Source organism: Pseudomonas sp. GM41(2012) (assembly GCF_000282315.2).
In the GTDB taxonomy this organism is placed as follows: Bacteria; Pseudomonadota; Gammaproteobacteria; order Pseudomonadales; family Pseudomonadaceae; genus Aquipseudomonas.
This window is the reverse complement of sequence record NZ_AKJN02000012.1, coordinates 1-19331: the sequence shown is the minus strand read 5'-3', so window position 1 is coordinate 19331 and position 19331 is coordinate 1. Positions and strand designations below refer to the sequence as shown.

The 19331-nt window shown below is 57.8% G+C and carries 20 protein-coding genes; 12 read left to right on the top strand and 8 right to left on the bottom strand.

The genetic code is table 11. The features are described from left to right. Window positions 1-134: 134 nt before the first annotated feature. The 4 genes from groL to PMI27_RS01130 form a co-directional block, all read right to left on the bottom strand. Window positions 135-1778, bottom strand: coding sequence for a chaperonin GroEL (groL, locus tag PMI27_RS01115; protein WP_008155543.1), 1644 nt, complete (start codon window positions 1776-1778; stop codon window positions 135-137). 49 nt (window positions 1779-1827) lie between these two features. Beyond that, the gene (locus tag PMI27_RS01120; protein ID WP_008155545.1) at window positions 1828-2121 is read right to left on the bottom strand and encodes a co-chaperone GroES; all 294 of its coding nucleotides are present in this window, start codon (window positions 2119-2121) and stop codon (window positions 1828-1830) included. 248 nt (window positions 2122-2369) lie between these two features. After that, window positions 2370-2846, bottom strand: a complete 477-nt coding sequence (locus PMI27_RS01125) for an FxsA family protein (RefSeq protein WP_008155548.1) — start codon at window positions 2844-2846, stop codon at window positions 2370-2372. A 66-nt stretch (window positions 2847-2912) separates the two neighbouring features. After that, entirely contained in the window at window positions 2913-3644 is a 732-nt protein-coding gene (locus tag PMI27_RS01130; protein ID WP_008155551.1) for a HugZ family pyridoxamine 5'-phosphate oxidase, read from the bottom strand. Window positions 3645-3812: 168 nt separating this feature from the next. Here PMI27_RS01130 and PMI27_RS01135 point away from each other — a divergent pair, with 168 nt between their 5' ends. After that, window positions 3813-4571 carry an SDR family oxidoreductase gene (locus PMI27_RS01135; protein WP_008155553.1) on the top strand — a complete coding sequence of 253 codons (759 nt, stop codon included), beginning with the start codon at window positions 3813-3815 and terminating at the stop codon, window positions 4569-4571. A 117-nt stretch (window positions 4572-4688) separates the two neighbouring features. Here PMI27_RS01135 and apbC read toward each other — a convergent pair whose 3' ends face one another. Next, window positions 4689-5783 (bottom strand): iron-sulfur cluster carrier protein ApbC, encoded by a 1095-nt coding sequence (gene apbC, locus PMI27_RS01140; RefSeq protein WP_008155554.1) that lies wholly within the window; start codon window positions 5781-5783, stop codon window positions 4689-4691. Between the two features lie 366 nt (window positions 5784-6149). Here apbC and metG point away from each other — a divergent pair, with 366 nt between their 5' ends. From metG to PMI27_RS01180, 8 genes are all read left to right on the top strand, one after another. Then, on the top strand, window positions 6150-8201 hold the full coding sequence (metG, locus tag PMI27_RS01145; RefSeq protein WP_008155556.1) for a methionine--tRNA ligase: 2052 nt from the start codon (window positions 6150-6152) through the stop codon (window positions 8199-8201). A 185-nt stretch (window positions 8202-8386) separates the two neighbouring features. Next, a complete protein-coding gene (locus PMI27_RS01150) occupies window positions 8387-8956 on the top strand; it encodes an electron transport complex protein RnfA (protein ID WP_008155558.1) in 570 nt (189 codons plus the stop codon). Further along, entirely contained in the window at window positions 8953-9963 is a 1011-nt protein-coding gene (gene rsxB / locus PMI27_RS01155; RefSeq protein ID WP_008155560.1) for an electron transport complex subunit RsxB, read from the top strand. The genes PMI27_RS01150 and rsxB overlap by 4 nt, the downstream gene beginning before the upstream one ends. After that, window positions 9950-10942, top strand: coding sequence for an RnfABCDGE type electron transport complex subunit D (locus PMI27_RS01160; RefSeq protein WP_008155562.1), 993 nt, complete (start codon window positions 9950-9952; stop codon window positions 10940-10942). Before rsxB ends, PMI27_RS01160 begins: the two co-directional genes overlap by 14 nt. Then, window positions 10939-11550, top strand: a complete 612-nt coding sequence (locus PMI27_RS01165) for an RnfABCDGE type electron transport complex subunit G (protein WP_008155564.1) — start codon at window positions 10939-10941, stop codon at window positions 11548-11550. Before PMI27_RS01160 ends, PMI27_RS01165 begins: the two co-directional genes overlap by 4 nt. Next, window positions 11543-12130: an Rnf-Nqr domain containing protein gene (locus tag PMI27_RS01170; RefSeq protein WP_008155566.1), complete on the top strand. Its 588-nt coding sequence runs from the start codon at window positions 11543-11545 to the stop codon at window positions 12128-12130. The genes PMI27_RS01165 and PMI27_RS01170 overlap by 8 nt, the downstream gene beginning before the upstream one ends. Before the next feature lie 25 nt (window positions 12131-12155). Further along, window positions 12156-12794, top strand: a complete 639-nt coding sequence (nth, locus tag PMI27_RS01175) for an endonuclease III (RefSeq protein WP_008155568.1) — start codon at window positions 12156-12158, stop codon at window positions 12792-12794. Window positions 12795-12900: 106 nt separating this feature from the next. After that, entirely contained in the window at window positions 12901-13080 is a 180-nt protein-coding gene (locus PMI27_RS01180) for a PA3496 family putative envelope integrity protein (RefSeq protein WP_007898493.1), read from the top strand. Between the two features lie 87 nt (window positions 13081-13167). Here PMI27_RS01180 and PMI27_RS01185 read toward each other — a convergent pair whose 3' ends face one another. Beyond that, window positions 13168-13794: a response regulator transcription factor gene (locus PMI27_RS01185; protein WP_008155570.1), complete on the bottom strand. Its 627-nt coding sequence runs from the start codon at window positions 13792-13794 to the stop codon at window positions 13168-13170. A gap of 579 nt (window positions 13795-14373) precedes the next feature. On the opposite strand from PMI27_RS01185, the gene PMI27_RS01190 reads away from it, so the two are divergent. Beyond that, window positions 14374-15006, top strand: coding sequence for a hypothetical protein (locus tag PMI27_RS01190; RefSeq protein ID WP_008155572.1), 633 nt, complete (start codon window positions 14374-14376; stop codon window positions 15004-15006). 155 nt (window positions 15007-15161) lie between these two features. On the opposite strand, the gene PMI27_RS01195 is transcribed toward PMI27_RS01190, so the two are convergent. Further along, entirely contained in the window at window positions 15162-16379 is a 1218-nt protein-coding gene (locus PMI27_RS01195) for an argininosuccinate synthase (RefSeq protein ID WP_008155574.1), read from the bottom strand. A 129-nt stretch (window positions 16380-16508) separates the two neighbouring features. Continuing rightward, complete coding sequence (locus tag PMI27_RS01200) at window positions 16509-17417, bottom strand: flagellar protein MotY (protein ID WP_008155576.1); 909 nt, start codon at window positions 17415-17417, stop codon at window positions 16509-16511. 159 nt (window positions 17418-17576) lie between these two features. On the opposite strand from PMI27_RS01200, the gene pyrC reads away from it, so the two are divergent. Beyond that, window positions 17577-18623 (top strand): dihydroorotase, encoded by a 1047-nt coding sequence (gene pyrC, locus PMI27_RS01205; protein ID WP_008155578.1) that lies wholly within the window; start codon window positions 17577-17579, stop codon window positions 18621-18623. Beyond that, a complete protein-coding gene (gene rnt, locus PMI27_RS01210; RefSeq protein ID WP_008155580.1) occupies window positions 18620-19297 on the top strand; it encodes a ribonuclease T in 678 nt (225 codons plus the stop codon). The genes pyrC and rnt overlap by 4 nt, the downstream gene beginning before the upstream one ends. Window positions 19298-19331 lie beyond the last annotated feature (34 nt).

The window sequence follows — 19331 nt, the reverse complement described above, 5'->3', positions numbered from 1 at the left end:
GGTGTATCAGTTACACCGCGTTATCGTTCATCGCGAGCAAGCTTTGCTCCTACAGGCATAGGGTAAATGCCGGGCAATAAAAAACCCCGCCTGCTTAGCGCAGGCGGGGTTTTTTCGTACGGGGTAAGGCTGGCTTACATCATGCCGCCCATGCCGCCCATACCGCCCATGTCTGGCATGCCGCCGCCAGCTGGACCGTCTTCCTTGATCTCAGCGATCATGGCTTCGGTGGTGATCATCAGGCTGGCAATCGACGAAGCCGCTTGCAGAGCCGAACGAGTCACTTTAGCCGGGTCCAGGATACCCATTTCGATCATGTCGCCGTATTCGCCGGTAGCAGCGTTGTAACCGTAGTTACCCGAACCCTGCTTGACCTTGTCGACTACTACGCTTGGCTCGTCACCGGAGTTGGCAACGATCTGGCGCAGTGGCGCTTCAACAGCGCGACGCAGCAACTGGATGCCAACGTTCTGGTCATCGTTGTCGCCTTTCAGCTCGGAGATTGCCTGCAGAGCGCGAACCAGTGCCACGCCGCCGCCAGGTACCACGCCTTCTTCAACGGCTGCACGGGTAGCGTGCAGGGCGTCTTCAACGCGGGCTTTCTTCTCTTTCATTTCAACTTCAGAACCAGCGCCAACCTTGATCACTGCAACGCCGCCGGACAGTTTGGCCAGACGCTCTTGCAGTTTTTCACGGTCGTAGTCGGACGAAGTGTCGGCCACTTGCTGACGGATCTGCAGAACGCGAGCCTGGATGTCAGCCTCAACGCCGGCACCGTCGATCACGGTGGTGTTTTCTTTGGACAGGATCACGCGCTTGGCATTACCCAGGTGTTCCAGGGTAGTGCTTTCCAGGCTCAGACCGATCTCTTCGGAGATAACGGTACCGCCAGTCAGAACAGCGATGTCCTGCAGCATGGCCTTGCGACGGTCGCCGAAACCTGGAGCCTTGACGGCTGCGACTTTAACGATGCCACGCATGTTGTTCACAACCAGAGTCGCCAGGGCTTCGCCTTCAACGTCTTCGGCCACAATCAGCAGTGGACGGCCGGCTTTGGCAACGGCTTCCAGTACTGGCAGCATTTCGCGGATGTTCGAGATCTTTTTGTCGACCAGCAGGATCAGCGGACCGTCCAGCTCGGCAGTCATGGTCTCTGGCTTGTTGACGAAGTACGGGGACAGGTAGCCACGGTCGAACTGCATGCCTTCAACAACCGACAGTTCGTTTTCCAGGCCCGAGCCTTCTTCAACGGTGATCACGCCTTCTTTACCGACTTTTTCCATGGCTTCGGCAATGATGTCGCCGATGGAGCTGTCGGAGTTGGCCGAGATGGTGCCGACCTGAGCGATGGCCTTGGTGTCAGCGCAAGGCTTGGACAGGGCTTTGAGCTCTTTGACGATAGCGATGGTCGCTTTGTCGATGCCGCGCTTCAGGTCCATCGGGTTCATGCCGGCAGCGACGGCTTTCAGGCCTTCGTTGACGATCGATTGAGCCAGAACGGTAGCGGTGGTGGTGCCGTCGCCTGCGTCATCGTTGGCACGGGAGGCAACGTCTTTGACCAGCTGCGCGCCCATGTTTTCGAAGCGATCTTTCAGCTCGATTTCTTTGGCAACGGACACGCCGTCCTTGGTGATGGTCGGAGCGCCGAAGCTCTTCTCGATGATCACGTTACGGCCTTTAGGGCCCAGGGTCGCTTTTACTGCGTCAGCCAGGACGTTGACACCGGCGAGCATTTTCTTGCGGGCGGAATCGCCGAATTTAACTTCTTTAGCAGCCATGATCGATATTCCTTAAATACTTTGTAGTAGCGGGAAAATGAGCGGGGAATCAGCCTTCGATAACGGCGAGGATTTCGCTCTCGCCAATTACCAGCAGGTCTTCGCCGTCGACTTTCACGGTGTTGCTGCCGGAGTACGGGCCGAACACAACCTTGTCACCCACTTTCACAGCCAGTGCACGCACTTCACCGTTTTCCAGTGCTTTGCCTGGACCTACGGCGAGAACTTCACCCTGGTTTGGCTTTTCAGCAGCCGAACCTGGCAGGACGATACCGCCAGCGGTTTTCTTTTCTTCTTCGCTGCGACGGACGACGACGCGGTCATGCAGAGGACGAAGCTTCATTGTCGATCTCTCCTAATTGTGGTTTTCATCGGCCGGTGTATTCCCGGCGGGTTTAACAAATCCGGCGGTGCCGGGTGCGGTTCGTCGAGCGAACCGCGGAAGTCTGTCTGGCGCAATCGCCAGAAACCTTGCGGTGACCGTTACATAAGGGCGCATAAGCTTATTACAAGGGTGAGGAAGCAAATTTTTTCAGGTTGCTGCCCCACAAACGAACACGGCACCCGAAGGTGCCGTGCCGGTAGTGCGGATTACTTGGTATCGCGGTGTTCGAACTCGCCTTCGATCACGTTGGGCTCACGGCCCAGCGGCTCGCGTGGAGCAGGACCGCCACGAGGCTGAAGGTCGTCGGCGAATGCACGCTGGCGGATTGCCGCCTCTTCGGCACGCTGGCGCATTTTATTGGCCAACAGTCGACGAGAGATCGGCAGCAACATGATCAGACCCAGCACGTCAGTGACGAAGCCCGGCAGGATCAACAGACCACCCGCCAGCGCCAGCATCAAACCTTCGAGCATGGTCTGGGCCGGCAATTCGCCGCGGTTCAGGCTTTCACGAGCACGCAATGCGGTTGCCAGACCAGCGATACGCAGCACGAACACGCCGAGCATCGAGCCGAGAATGACCAGCAGCAGGGCCGGGAAAAACCCGATCGCCCCGCTGACCTTGACGAATACGAACAGCTCCAACACCGGAAACAGTACAAAGAGCAATAAAAAAGGGCGCATCAAATGGTTCCTCAACGCAAGAATGCCTTGCCAGTCTTCCCTAGATGACGTCGCCGATTCGTGAATTCAAGCGTCGGCCACTTCATTTTTCGGCCAATGTTCGGCGTGAGCCAGGAAAACCAAGGCTTCGCGCACTTGTGTCGGCGTATTACACGGCGCTTGAAACCGCAACCAATAGAGCCCCTGACCAATGCGCAGGTGCATGCCTTCGGTGTCGATACCCGCCAGTTGCGCCGGCTCGGTTTTCGGCAGGCCCGCCAGTTCGACGTAATGGGCGATGGCTTTGGCGTGATCGGCATTCATGTGCTCGACCATGCTCGCTTCGGCTTTGCCGGCGAACGGGTTGGCCAGCGTTAACTGATCGACCCAGTGAATCGCACCGAAGCCGCCGATGTAACGGTGACGTACCGGTTTGAGCACCCAGAAATCGAAATCGTGGGCCTTGTGGTAGCTCTGCGAATCCGGGAAATAGCGGTAGTAACGCTCAGCCGCCGCTTCAATGGCTGACTCGTCCTCGAGCTTTTCTGCTTCGGCGAGGTAGGTCAGGCGACCAACGGCTTGCACATCTTCGGCCCCGCGCTCACCCACAAACAGTGAGCATTTTGGATCCTTCTGCAGGTTATGTGTGTGCTGGGCGATGCGGCTGATAAGGATCAGCGGCCAACCCTGTTCGTCCAGACAGTACGGAACCACGGAGCCAAACGGGAAACCGGGCATCGCCTTGGAGTGCGTCGAGAGCACTCCACGGTATTCCTTGAGAAGCAATTCTCGGGCATTCTTGGCCGCTTCAACGCTCAATTTATGACTCCTTATTAGAATCCGTCATAAAAACGGACAGGCGCCTGGGAATAAGTTCCAGTACGCCATCGGGGCAGTTCTCATGTGCAGCCAGGCCATCAGGTGCAGATCGAGAGGCTACTCTCTAAAAGGAAACCACTCCTCTGACCTGCTATTGGGGGCATGCGAATGCAACTCACTGACAAAGTAATCATTATCACCGGCGGTTGCCAGGGTTTAGGGCGTTCCATGGCCGAGTATTTCGCCGGTAAAGGCGCGAAGCTGGCGCTGGTGGACCTGAACCAGGAAAAGCTCGACGACACCGTCGCCGCTTGCAAGGCTAAAGGCGTCGAGGCTCGCGCTTATCTGTGCAATGTCGCCAATGAAGAGCAAGTGACCCATATGGCCGCCCAGGTGGCCGAGGACTTCGGTGCGATCCATGGCCTGATCAACAACGCCGGGATCCTGCGCGATGGCTTGCTCATCAAGGTCAAGGACGGCGAGATGACCAAGATGAGTCTGGCCCAGTGGCAGTCGGTCATCGACGTCAATCTGACCGGCGTATTCCTGTGCACGCGTGAAGTCGCGGCCAAAATGATCGAGCTGAACAACAGCGGCACGATCATTAATATCTCGTCGATCTCCCGTGCTGGCAACGCCGGCCAGACCAATTACTCCGCCGCCAAGGCCGGTGTCGCCGCGATGACCGTGACCTGGGCGAAGGAATTGGCACGCTACGGTATTCGTGTGGCGGGCATTGCACCGGGCTTTATCGAAACCGAAATGACGCTGAGCATGAAGCCTGAAGCGCTGGAGAAGATAACGTCCGTGATTCCACTCAAGCGCATGGGCACGCCTGAAGAGATTGCCCATTCGGCGGCGTACATCTTCGAGAACGACTACATCAGCGGTCGGATTCTGGAGCTGGATGGCGGGTTGCGGATCTAAAGCAAGATCAAGAGATCGCAGCCTCGTTTCACTCGACAGCTCCTACATGGCTTATGCATTCCCCTGTAGGAGCTGTCGAGTGAAACGAGGCTGCGATCTTTTAACAGTCGACTCAGATCAATCGTCGCTGATGGTGATGTTCGGCATCGCCGGTGTCGCCGCTTCCTGCAACACGATCCGCGCGCCGACATGACGGGCCAGTTCCTGGTAAACCATTGCAATCGGGCTGTCAGGCTCGGCGATCACCGTTGGCTTGCCGCCGTCGGCCTGTTCGCGGATGGCCATCGCCAGCGGCAACGAAGCCAGCAGCTCGACGCCGTACTGGTTGGCCAGCTTCACACCACCGCCCTCACCGAACAGATGCTCGGCATGCCCGCAGTTGGAGCAAATGTGCACGGCCATGTTTTCCACCACGCCCAGCACCGGGATGTTGACCTTGCGGAACATCTCCACGCCCTTGCGTGCGTCCAGCAATGCCAGATCTTGCGGCGTGGTAACGATCACCGCGCCGGCCACCGGGACTTTCTGCGCCAGGGTCAGCTGGATGTCGCCGGTGCCCGGTGGCATGTCGATGACCAGATAGTCCAGATCGTCCCAGGCGGTTTGAGTGACCAGTTGCAACAAGGCGCCGGAAACCATCGGTCCACGCCAGACCATCGGCGTGTTGTCATCGGTCAGGAACGCCATGGACATGACTTCGACACCATGGGACTCGATCGGAATAAACCACTTCTGATCCTTGACCTGGGGTCGGGTGCCTTCGGGGATGCCGAACATGATGCCCTGGCTCGGTCCGTAAATGTCCGCGTCGAGAATCCCGACCTTGGCGCCTTCGCGGGCCAGGGCCAACGCCAGGTTGGCGGCGGTGGTTGATTTGCCCACACCGCCCTTGCCGGACGCCACGGCCACCACGTTCTTGACGTTGGCCAGCCCCGGGATCTGCGCTTGAGCCTTGTGCGCGGCAATGACACTGGTGATCTCGACGTGCGCGATGGTCACGCCGTCCAGCCCTTCAATGGCCATTTGCAGCAACTGCGCCCAGCCACTCTTGAACAGGCCGGCGGCGTAACCCAGCTCCAACTGGACGCTGACGCGATCCCCCTGAATGTCGATGCCGCGTACGCACCCGGCGCTGACCGGGTCCTGGTTCAAATAAGGGTCGGTGTATTGGCGAAGGACGGCTTCCACCGCTGCGCGATTGACGGCGCTCATGGGCAACTCCGATAGCAAGACTGGAAAATCAGGCAGGTATCCTACGCCGGACACACATTTGTGGCGAACAGATTACTGTGGCTGGAGAGCTTGCCTGTGGTGAGGGGACTTATCTGTGGCGAGGGGATTTATCCCCGTTGGGTGGCGAAGCCGCCCCAAAAATGGTCTACATCGGCATATCGGCACATTGTGTTCGATGGTTTTACGACTGCTGCGCAGTCGAACGGGGATAAATCCCCTCGCCACAGATAAATCCCCTCCCACAAAAGCACGTTTGTAACAACAAGCCCTTGGGCCGCGGGGGTGAAAAATATGCGCTGGCGCTTTATAGTGGCCGACCTCCGTTTCATCAAGTAGCCGAGCCCCATGTCCGAGCCACGCAAGATCCTCGTCACCAGCGCCCTGCCCTATGCCAATGGTTCGATCCATCTTGGCCACATGCTGGAATACATCCAGACCGATATGTGGGTGCGCTTCCAGAAGCACCGCGGCAATCAATGCATTTATGTCTGCGCCGACGACGCCCACGGTTCGGCCATCATGCTGCGCGCGGAAAAGGAAGGCATCACCCCGGAACAACTGATCGCCAACGTCCAGGCTGAACACAGCGCCGACTTTGCCGAGTTCCTGGTGGACTTCGACAACTTCCACTCCACTCACGCCGAAGAAAACCGTGAGCTGTCGAGCCAGATCTACCTGAAGCTGCGCGACGCCGGGCACATTGCCACGCGCTCGATCACTCAGTACTTCGACCCGGAAAAGAAAATGTTCCTGGCCGACCGCTTCATCAAGGGCACCTGCCCGAAATGCGGCACCGAAGACCAATACGGCGACAACTGCGAAAAATGTGGTGCGACCTACGCCCCGACTGATCTGAAGGATCCGAAGTCGGCGATCTCTGGCGCCACTCCGGTGCTCAAGGATTCCCAGCACTTCTTCTTCAAGCTGCCGGACTTCCAGGAAATGCTGCAAGCCTGGACCCGCAGTGGCACCCTGCAAGAAGCCGTGGCGAACAAAATCGCCGAATGGCTGGACGCCGGCCTGCAACAGTGGGACATCTCCCGCGATGCGCCGTACTTCGGTTTCGAAATCCCCGACGAGCCAGGCAAGTACTTCTACGTCTGGCTCGACGCACCGATCGGCTACATGGCCAGCTTCAAGAACCTCTGCGACCGCACGCCTACACTTGATTTCGATGCGTTCTGGGGCAAGGATTCCACCGCCGAGCTGTACCATTTCATCGGCAAGGACATCGTCAACTTCCACGCCCTGTTCTGGCCAGCCATGCTCGAAGGCGCCGGTTTCCGTAAACCGACCGGTATCAACGTACACGGCTACCTGACCGTCAACGGTCAGAAAATGTCCAAATCCCGCGGTACCTTCATCAAGGCCCGGACCTATCTCGACCACCTGTCGCCGGAATACCTGCGCTACTACTACGCGGCGAAGCTGAGCCGTGGCGTCGATGACCTGGACCTGAACCTCGAAGACTTCGTGCAGAAGGTCAACTCCGACCTGGTCGGCAAAGTCGTCAATATTGCCAGCCGTTGCGCCGGTTTCATCCACAAAGGCAACGCCGGTGTACTGGTGGCGGGCAATGCCGCGCCGGAACTGACCGAAGCCTTCCTCGCCGCTGCGCCGAGCATCGCCGAAGCCTACGAGGCTCGCGACTTCGCCCGCGCCATGCGCGAGATCATGGGCCTGGCCGACCGTGCCAATGCCTGGATCGCCGACAAGGCGCCGTGGTCGCTGAACAAACAGGAAGGCAAGCAAGACGAAGTCCAGGCCATCTGCGCCTTGGGCGTCAACCTGTTCCGCCATCTGGTGATCTTCCTCAAGCCGGTGCTGCCGCTGCTGGCCGCCGACGCCGAGGCGTTCCTGAACGTCGCGCCGCTGACCTGGAACGATCACGCGACCTTGCTCAGCAACCATCAGTTGAACGAGTTCAAACCGTTGATGACCCGTATCGACCCGGTAAAAGTGCAAGCCATGAGCGACGCCTCGAAAGAAGACCTGACCGCCAGCGCTACCGACACCGGCGACGCTGCGCCTGCCGGCAATGGCGAACTGGCCAAGGATCCGCTGTCGCCGGAAATCGAGTTCGATGCCTTTGCTGCTGTCGACCTGCGCGTCGCACTGATCCTCAAGGCCGAGCACGTGGAAGGCGCCGACAAACTGCTGCGCCTGACCCTGGACATCGGTGACGAGCAACGCAACGTGTTCTCCGGGATCAAGAGCGCTTATCCGGACCCGTCCAAGCTCAATGGTCGCCTGACCATGATGATCGCCAACCTCAAGCCACGGAAAATGAAGTTCGGTATCTCCGAAGGCATGGTGATGGCGGCCGGCCCTGGCGGTGAAGAAATCTACCTGCTCAGCCCTGACAGCGGCGCCAAGCCAGGTCAGCGCATCAAGTAAGGTTCTGCAGTAAACCGATCCCACAGTCGTGCCTGGCGCGACTGTGGGATTTTCATGTCTGGCCCATACTATCTCTCAACTGCAGCCTCACCTTGTAGGAGCTGTCGAGTGAAACGAGGCTGCTCCTACAGATTTACCCAGCAACCCAACGATGTGTGGATACGGATGCTTCAGGTAGACAGATCATGACCGAACTGCTTCTTACGCTTATCAGCACTGCCCTGATCAACAACCTCGTGTTGCACTGGCCGCTGGGCGTCGATCCGCTGCTGGGCAACGAGCATCGGCAAGTCCACGCGCTGGGCCTTGCGACCACGAGTTTGATGCTGATCGTCGGCACGCTGGGCTACTCGGTCTACCGTTGGTTGCTGGTCCCGCTGGAGCTGACGTCGCTGCGCCTTTTCGTCTTCCTGCCATTAAGCGTTCTGCTGATTGGCCCGCTGCTGAAAGTGCTTTCCCGGTCACTTCCAAAATTTGCGTTCGATGGCCTCTGGCCCTTGCTGCTGGGCAATGCTGGCGTGCTTGGCTTGACGCTGCTCAACGTTCAGGACGACAAAGGCTTCTTCCACGCCATGGCCCTGAGCCTAGGCGCCGGGCTGGGATTCTGGATGGTATTGAGCCTGTTCAGCGACTTGCGCCAACGCACCCTCGAAAATGATATCCCCCTGCCCTTTCGCGGCCTGCCCATCGACCTGATCGGCGCAGGACTGATTGCAGTGGCCTTTCTCGGATTCAGCGGACTGATCAAAACATGAGTCTGATTCAACGCATCGATGCCCTCTTGCCGCAGACCCAATGCGGCAAGTGCGGCCACCCCGGATGCAAACCGTACGCCGAAGGCATTGCCAGCGGCGAACCGATCAACAAGTGCCCGCCGGGCGGCAGCGAAACCATCGCCGCCCTGGCCGAGCTGTTGAAAGTGCCGGTGCTGGAACTGGACGTCAGTCGCGGTTCGGCCCCGGCGCAGATCGCCTATATTCGTGAAGCCGAGTGTATTGGTTGCACCAAGTGCATCCAGGCTTGCCCGGTGGATGCCATTGTCGGCGCGGCGAAACTGATGCACACGGTGATCATCGATGAATGCACCGGTTGCGACCTGTGCGTGGCTCCCTGCCCGGTGGATTGCATCGAGATGCGGCCGTTGCCGCTGGACACGGTGCTACCGATTGTCGGCGGCCTGGCGTTCAGCCTTGAGGAACAACGCGCCCGGGCGGCCAAGCGCGATCACGCACGGCGCAGATTTGAACAGCGCAATGCTCGCCTGCATCGCGAAGAAGAACAGAAAATCGCCGAACGTCAGGCCCGGGCCCAGCGCGCCGTCCAGCACAGCGAGGTAGCGACACTCGACCCGGTTCAGGCCGCTCTTGAGCGAGTCCGCGCACAGAAGGCAGCCAATGCCGATGCGGCGTTGAAAAAGGCCAAGATCGAGCTGGCGATGAGTCGGGCGCAACTGAACAAGTCACTCAAGGCGTTCGGGCATCCGCCGACCTTCGAACAGCAGTCGCAACTGATCGTCTTGCAACAGCAATTCGAGGCTGCCGAACAGGCGTTGGCGCAACTGGAAAGCACTGCACCGCCAGTCGCAGCCCCCGTCGTTCCGGCGAAAAATGCGCAGCTGAATCGGGCAAAGATCCAGTTGGCCATGCGCCGCGCCGAACTCAAGAAAGCCCAAGCCAGCGAAGCGCCGGCTGAGCAGATTGAAGCCCTGGAACTCGCGGTGAATGAAGCCGAGCGTCAGGTGGATGCCTATGCCGCCCCTTGAATCGGTCGACGAGCGTCTTCAGCAGGCCATGAAGCTGGTATTGCTGGCCACCGTGCCGGGGATGCTGATGTTTTTCTGGCTGTATGGCTGGGGCGTGTTGATCAACCTGGTTCTGACCGGTGTTAGCGCACTGGCCGTTGAAGCGGCTGTGTTGCGCTTGCGCAAGCAACCGCTCAAGCCGACCTTGAGCGACGGCAGCGCACTGGTCAGCGCGACGCTGTTGGCGCTGGCCTTGCCGCCTTATTGCCCGTGGTGGCTGACGGTCTGTGCCGCGGCGTTCGCGATGGTGTTCGGCAAACACCTGTATGGCGGCGTTGGCAAGAACCCGTTCAACCCGGCAATGCTCGGTTTCGCCCTGGTGCTGGTGACCTTTCCCCAACAGATGACCCACTGGCCGTCGTCCCATGGACTGGACCTGCTCGGCGGTTTGCAGCAGGTGTTTGGGTTCAGCCTCAACCAGACTCCAGATGCCTGGGTCCAGGCCACGGCGCTGGACAGCCTGCGGATCAACAAAAGCCTGACCATGGATGAACTGTTTACCGCTAACCCGGCGTTCGGTCATTTCGGCGGCCGCGGCATGGAATGGGTCAACCTGGCTTTTCTGGCAGGTGGCGCGTTTCTGCTGCAACGACGGGTGTTCAGCTGGCATGCGCCGGTCGGCATGCTGGCCAGTCTGTTCGTCATCAGCCTGCTGTGCTGGAACGGCTCGGGCTCCGACTCCCATGGCTCGCCGCTGTTTCATCTGCTCACGGGCGCGAGCATGCTGGGTGCATTCTTCATCGTCACGGAACCGGTGTCCGGCGCAAAAAGCCCCGCCGCGCGACTGCTGTTCGGCGCGGGCGTCGGGCTGCTGACGTACTTGATTCGTACCTGGGGAGGTTATCCGGACGGCGTCGCCTTTGCCGTGCTGTTGATGAACCTCTGCGTGCCGGCACTGGAGCGGTTTGCCACCTCAAGACAGGAACGGGGGACGCCATGAGCCGAGCGTCGAGCGTTGCGATTCTGGTGGTGCTGGCAGGCCTGGGGATTGGCGCGACTTACCTCGTGCAGCACACCAGCGCGCCGCGCATTGCGGCCGAACAGCGCCTGATCGACACTCGTAACCTGCTGGACCTGCTCCCTGCTGAAAGCTACGACAATCAGCCACTGGAACAGCCACTCGCCCTCGACAACACTGGGTTGGCCAACAGCACGCTGCTGGGTGGCTACCTGGCAACCAAGACAGGCCAGACCAGCGCCGTGTTGCTGCGCAGCCAGACCCTGGGTTACGAGGGTTCCATCGAATTGCTGATCGCCATCGGCGCAAACGGCAAGGTGCTGGGCGTCAAAACGCTCAAGCAATCGGAAACTCCGGGGCTGGGCGGTCGACTCGCCGACTGGCCCAATGCCTGGCTTCAGGTTTTTTCCGGAAAGTCCCGAACCGAACCTGCCGACAATGGCTGGGCCTTGAAAAAGGATCAGGGGCAATTCGATCAAATGGCGGGGGCGACCATTACTTCCCGAGCGGTCATCAACGCCATCCATGACGCGTTGCGCTATTTCGACGAACATCAACAACAGTTGATCGGGAGCAGCGCTCATGAATAAGTCATCGACGCTGCAGAATTCGCTGATGCTTGCACCGCTGATCGGTGCCACAGATTCATTGGTGTCCGCTCTGGGCTTGTGGCTGATGTTCATCGTGGTGATCAGTGCCTTTGGAGTGAGCATGGCCGCCTTGCGATCCCGACTTGTCCCAGAGACACGTTTGCTTGCCAGCGTCTTGCTAGCGGCCACACTGACCAGTTGCACGGAATTCGCAGTGCAAATATGGTCGCTGCAATGGCACCACCATGTAGGGTTCTATGCAGGATTGATTGCCTTGCAATGTGTTGTGCTGGAACACACCGGTTTTCTCCAGAGCGCCTGGCGTGATCGCCTGCGCCTGTGTGGCCTGTTCGGCGCGTTGATGGCGGGCCTTGGCGTGCTGCGCGAATTCATCGGCAACGGAACATTCGGTAGCCATCTGCCATGGCTGGCTGGCACTGCGCAAGCGGACTGGCAAGGCTGGGTGCTGACTGCCGACGGTGGCTTGCGCCTGGCCACCCTGGCCCCTGGTGGATTCATTCTACTGGGACTGCTGATCGCCGCACGTCAGGCCTGGACCCGCTCGACGCCCTCACACTGACCGCCTTCGAGGAAATGCACTGCCCATGAATGCCGCAAAACGTCTGGAAATTTTTCGCCGATTTCACGAAGACAACCCGGAACCGAAGACCGAACTGGCCTACTCCTCGCCGTTCGAATTGCTGATATCCGTGATTCTCTCGGCGCAGTCGACCGATGTCGGCGTCAACAAGGCCACCGCGAAACTCTATCCGGTGGCCAATACACCGGCGGCGATTTATGCCTTGGGTGTCGAGGGACTGTCGGAATACATCAAGACCATCGGCCTGTTCAACAGCAAAGCAAAAAACGTGATCGAGACCTGTCGCTTGTTGATGGAACGTCATGGAGGCGAAGTACCGCAAACCCGTGAAGAGCTGGAGGCGTTACCCGGCGTCGGCCGCAAGACTGCCAACGTGGTGCTCAATACCGCATTCCGTCAGCTGACCATGGCCGTGGACACGCATATTTTCCGGGTCAGCAACCGTACCGGCATTGCTCCCGGCAAAAATGTGGTCGAGGTTGAGCAAAAACTGATGAAGTTCGTGCCGAAGGAATATCTGCTCGACTCCCATCACTGGCTGATCCTCCACGGACGCTACGTTTGCCTGGCCCGCAAGCCTCGCTGCGGCAGCTGTCGGATCGAAGACTTGTGCGAATACAAGCAAAAGACGTCGGACGATTGAGGCGCTATTAGGTTTTTCAATTTATCGATTGAAAAAATCTTTTTTACCCGCCGGGAGATTATCGATATAAGGAGCGCCAAAGGCAGCCTTAGCCTGGAGTAACACTATGAGCACTGGCAAAGAGCAATTGGACGTAGAAGACGACTTCACCCCTGTTGAGGCTGATGATGCTGAACCAGTGGTTGAAGTGGCGAAGACCAACCTGAGCAAACGCCGTACCATCGACAATCTGCTGGAGGAGCGCCGACTGCAAAAGCAATTGGCCGATTACGATTTTGACCTATGACACCTAAAAGCCTCCCGAAACGGAGGCTTTTTACTAAGTGCCGCTTGATGCCCCCCGGTCATCGCGTCTCGTCAAACGCCGGGACCGTCACACCAGACCATTGCGTTGAGCCAATTCGATCAGGTCGACCAGGGAGCGGGCATTGAGCTTCAACAACAGACGCGTCTTGTAAGTACTGACAGTCTTGTTGCTGAGGAACATTCCATCGGCAATCTCCTTGTTGGTCTTGCCCCGGGCCAATTGCTGCAAGACCATCATTTCCCGTCCCGACAGCCGATCCACCATATCGGCTTCACTGGCGTTCCCCAAACTGGAACGTACGGTATGCAAGGCTTGATTCGGAAAGTAACTGTAGCCCGACAATACTGCCTTTATTGCACTGAGCAACTCGGTGAGATCCTGTTGCTTACAGACATAGCCTGCAGCACCCGATTGCATGCAACGCATAGAAAAATGCCCGGGCGCCTGAGAAGTTAGTATCAGTACTTTCATGGGCATTGCTGTCGATGTCAGACGCGCTATGACTTCCAGCCCATCAAGTTTTGGTATTCCAATATCCAGGATAACAATATCCGGCATATGCTCACGGGCAAGTTGCAACGCATCCACGCCATTATCTGTCTCTGCAATAACCTCGTAGCCGTGACGCTCCATTAGCATACGTACCGCAAGACGAATGACGGGGTGATCATCCACGATCAGCACTTTATTCATGGGCAAGTCCAATTTTCGCTGTTCGAATTTTTAGAGCCCGCACGATAGCCTAGTCGTTTCACCCATGGCATGCCGCCCCCCTCGGCCACCCACACCGAGAGACATTCCCTACAGACATTAGAGAATAGTCTTACAAAATTCCCAAAAATACCGGCAGGGTAAAAACTTTATCAACCTGAAAACATTTCGATTATTCGCAGTTTTTTGTTTCTGTTTACAACCAGAAAACCAAATAGCAGGGTTCGTCGCAAGACGATCCAACGAATACTGACTCTTGAGCTACCATTAAAAGTAACTGATATTTACCACTTGAAACCCCACACCACAAACACCGCACATCAAGGTTGTAATAAAAAATCACACCAGGCAACACTTCAACAACAAACCAAACCCATCACCTCCCAAAACCCAACAACAGAGGTACCCGCCACACACTCAATACCGTTACTATCAAACCTTCGAAATTCAAAACTTAAAAAGGAGTACCACACCAATATAAACACCGACCACTTAGTTATTAAAATCAAAACCAAAAACACTAATAATTCGAGAAAAGACAATACTTTATGAGCAAAAAACATGAACAAACAAAAGAAAAAAATCATCAACCCCATGACAGTCATTGCGATATTTGCCGCTATTTCTGAAACATCGGCCGCCGTCTCACTGCCCTTTCTCGACAACAAGGAGCGGGAGCTCTATGTCTGGTTCCTGATCAGTTTCCCTTTTTATTTGCTTTTTCTTTTCTTCGCCACTCTCAATTTCAACTACCGGTCGCTGTACGCGCCATCCGATTACGGCAAGGGAAAGCAATTTATAAAAGTGATGGACAACGCTGAACGCGGTCAGCGGCCCGATAACCTGAAGGATCCTCCCGCCGGGATCAGTATTCAGACGGGACTCTCGGCTCTACAGCACGTTTGCATGGCCGAGCAGCTAAAAAACCTGCACATCGTCGATGCGCGGTGGCTAAACAAGAAAATGGAGTTCGGCGCTTGGATTGAAAAAAACCGTCACCCACAGGGAAGCCCTGCACAAGTGATCGTATTTCTCACCTGTACCGATTCGGAGGCATTACTGAAGGAAAGCGCAAGCAAGCATTCAAAACAGGCAAAGAATCGCAACGGCCCAACGCTTTGCATTGCTTACAATTTGAATTCACACGGTCTGACGATTCTTGATCACTCTTTTTACCTGACACGAAGCAGGTAACGCTTGAAGAGCATTCAGAGAGAGGAAACAGAAGGAAGGTATTACAGATACAAAAAGAGCGCTGATAACACGATGTCCGGCAGGAAAACTCCCCCCCTATTCAGAAATTGTGGCCTTGTCACCGACAAGGCCACAACTCTACGGTTTCAAAGATCTCAGAAAAGCTTCCGGCCTTTGTTTGCCGCAATACGCATGCGCAACGCGTTGAGCTTGATGAAGCCCGCTGCGTCGGCCTGGTTGTAGGCGCCGCCATCTTCTTCGAAGGTCGCGATGTTGGCATCGAACAACGATTCGTCGGACTTGCGACCGGTGACGATCACATTGCCCTTGTACAGCTTCAGGCGCACAACGCCGTTCACGTGGGCCTGGGATGCATCGATCATCTGTTGCAGCATCAGACGCTCAGGGCTCCACCAGTAACCGGTGTAGATCAGGCTGGCGTATTTAGGCATCAGCTCGTCTTTGAGGTGAGCCACTTCGCGGTCCAGGGTGATCGATTCGATCGCACGGTGGGCGCGCAGCATGATGGTGCCGCCTGGGGTTTCGTAGCAGCCACGGGACTTCATGCCCACGTAACGGTTCTCAACGATGTCGAGACGGCCGATACCGTGTTCGCCACCGATCTTGTTCAGCGTCGCCAGCACGGTGGCCGGGGTCATTTCGACGCCGTCCAGTGCCACGATGTCGCCGTTGCGGTAGGTCAGTTCCAGGTATTGCGCTTTATCTGGAGCCTTCTCCGGGGAGACGGTCCATTTCCACATGTCTTCTTCGTGCTCGGTCCAGGTGTCTTCCAGCACGCCGCCTTCATAGGAGATGTGCAGCAGGTTGGCATCCATCGAGTACGGGGATTTCTTCTTGCCGTGACGCTCGATCGGGATGTTGTGCTTTTCAGCGTAATCCATCAGCTTTTCACGGGAGAGCAGGTCCCATTCGCGCCACGGAGCGATCACTTTCACACCTGGCTTCAAGGCGTAGGCGCCCAGTTCGAAACGAACCTGGTCGTTACCCTTGCCGGTGGCGCCGTGGGAAATGGCGTCAGCGCCGGTTTCGTTGGCGATTTCGATCAGGCGTTTGGCGATCAACGGACGAGCGATGGAAGTACCCAGCAGGTACTCGCCTTCGTAAACGGTGTTGGCGCGGAACATCGGGAAAACGAAATCGCGCACGAATTCTTCGCGCAAGTCGTCGATGTAGATCTCTTTCACGCCCATGGCCTGTGCCTTGGCGCGTGCAGGTTCGACTTCTTCGCCCTGACCCAGGTCAGCGGTGAAGGTCACGACTTCACAGTTATAAGTATCCTGCAGCCACTTGAGGATCACCGAAGTGTCCAGGCCGCCGGAATACGCCAGAACGACCTTGTTTACGTCCGCCATGCCATCACTCCACGGGGTTCTACGGAAAGCCGTCAAGTCTACCGGTCATGCAGGATAATTTACAGAGGCGCGACAGCTTATGACGACGAAGCGACAGATTATGTCGAGTGAGCGACGATAACAGCGGGTTCAGGAGGTCGACGCGGCGCTCGCCGATGCAGTGGCCTGAGGGGCCGGCTTTTCGGTGGGCGCAACGCGCGCGAGGTGTACATTGACCCGACGGTTCTTCGCCCGGTTGGCGGAATTGGTATTGGGCGCCAGTGGATAACGCTCGCCGTGAAAGCGCACGGTGATCTGCGATTCCTGAATGCCGTTGGCCTTGAAGAACTCCATGACGGCCAGGGCCCGACGCCGCGACAGGTCACGGTTGGTCAGGCGGTTGCCGCTGTTATCGGAGTGGCCATCGAGCTCGATGTGGTTGACCGTCGGATCAGCCTTCATGAACTCCAGCATCACTTGTAATTGCGCCTTGGCCTGCGCGTCGAGATCGATGCCTTCGCCGGGGAAGCCGATCTGCGATTGCTTGACCTGCTCGAAATTCTTCGGCAGCAGCTTCGCCACGCAGCCCTGATAGTCGTTAAACGCCTTGCTGAACTTGACGGGCAACAGACGCACTTCCGACACCCGGCCATCGCCCGAGGAATGTCGAACGACCGGACTGCGGCCATCCATCAGGCCACTGATCAAACGGCCCGCCTGAACTTGCGAACTGTTGAACAACACATTGCCGCTGCCGATTCGCACAGAACCGAGGTTGATGTCGCCACGCCCCGGCTGCCAGGGTGCAGCCGCCGCCAGCAAGGTGGCCGAGCCGCCGCCGATCATCGAGTTATAGGCCTTCAGACGGAATGTCGCTTGCTCGCCAGCGCGACGCACGAATTCACCCGAACCAAAATCGGTGATCGGTTGAGTCAGGCGGCACTCGAACTTGTCTCCTTCGACCGTCCACTCAATGCTCTCCAGACGGGTCTGGAAAGTGAGCGCCATCGCAGGAAGGCTGGCAAACACGCTGAGCAAGGCTAAATAACGCTGGCGCACGGGAGGCTCCACTGGCTTCTACAACAAAAAGACCGACACACAGATGTTTACGGCATACCTGTTGGATATCGGAAGCTTCCTGCAAAACTTGATAGCGAGTGCCTGGAAGAGTCTTTTCCGGTAGCATTCCCCTCAGTTTGACCCGCCTGGAATCCCCTCATGTCCGACCGCCTGACCCTGCTGCGTCCCGACGACTGGCATATTCATCTTCGCGATGGTGCTGTGTTGCCCAATACAGTCGCGGATGTCGCGCGCACCTTTGGTCGCGCGATCATCATGCCCAACCTGGTACCTCCGGTGCGTAACACCGCTGAAGCCGACGGCTATCGCCAGCGGATTCTCGCTGCACGCCCGGCTGGCAGCCGCTTCGAACCGTTGATGGTGCTGTACCTGACCGACCGCACCCAGCCCGAAGAAATTCGCGAGGCCAAGGCCAGCGGCTTCATTCACGCTGCCAAGCTGTACCCGGCCGGCGCGACCACCAACTCGGACTCTGGCGTCACCAGCATCGACAAGATTTTCCCTGCACTTGAGGCCATGGCCGAAGTCGGGATGCCCTTGTTGGTTCACGGTGAAGTCACCCGTGGCGATGTCGACGTGTTCGATCGCGAAAAAATCTTTATCGATGAGCACATGCGTCGTGTGGTCGAGCGCTTCCCGAGCCTCAAAGTGGTGTTCGAACACATCACTACCGCCGACGCCGTGCAGTTCGTCAACGAGGCTTCGGCCAATGTTGGCGCGACCATCACCGCGCATCACCTGCTGTACAACCGCAACCACATGCTGGTGGGCGGGATTCGGCCGCACTTCTATTGCCTGCCGATCCTCAAGCGCAACACCCATCAGGAAGCCCTGCTCGACGCCGCCACCAGCGGCAGCGACAAGTTCTTCCTCGGCACCGACTCGGCGCCCCATGCCCAGCACGCCAAAGAAGCCGCTTGCGGCTGTGCCGGTTGCTACACCGCTTATGCAGCGATCGAGATGTATGCCGAAGCCTTCGAACAGCGCAACGCGCTGGACAAGCTCGAAGCCTTCGCCAGCCTGAACGGCCCGCGTTTCTACGGCCTGCCGGTGAACACCGATCGCATCACCCTGGTCCGCGAAGAGTGGACCGCCCCAACCAGCCTGCCATTTGGCGAGCTGACCGTAATCCCGCTGCGCGCCGGTGAAAAACTGCGCTGGCGCCTGCTGGAGGAACACGCGTGAGTGAAGACCATTTCGACGACGAACAGGACGGTCAAGGCGGCGGAGGTGGTTCGCGCCACCCGATGGCTGAGCGCTTCCGTGGATACCTGCCAGTCGTTGTCGACGTTGAAACCGGTGGTTTCAACTCTGCCACTGACGCCCTGCTGGAAATTGCCGCAACCACTATCGCAATGGATGAAAAAGGGTTTGTGTATCCCGATCACACCTATTTCTTCCGCGTCGAGCCTTTTGAAGGCGCGAACATTGAAGCGGCCGCGCTGGAATTCACCGGGATCAAACTCGATCATCCGCTGCGTATGGCGGTGAGCGAAGAAACGGCCCTGACCGATATCTTCCGCGGCATCCGCAAGGCCCTGAAAGCCAACGGCTGCAAACGGGCGATTCTGGTCGGGCACAACAGCAGCTTCGATCTGGGTTTCCTCAACGCCGCTGTCGCGCGTCTGGACATGAAACGCAACCCGTTTCATCCGTTCTCGAGCTTCGATACCGCGACCCTGGCCGGTCTGGCTTACGGTCAAACGGTACTGGCCAAGGCTTGCCAGGCAGCAGACATCGACTTTGACGGTCGTGAGGCTCACTCGGCTCGCTACGACACCGAGAAGACGGCCGAGCTGTTCTGCGGCATCGTCAATCGCTGGAAACAAATGGGCGGCTGGGAAGACTTCAACGACTGATCCCGGTCGCTGGGTTTACCCCGCCCATAAAAAA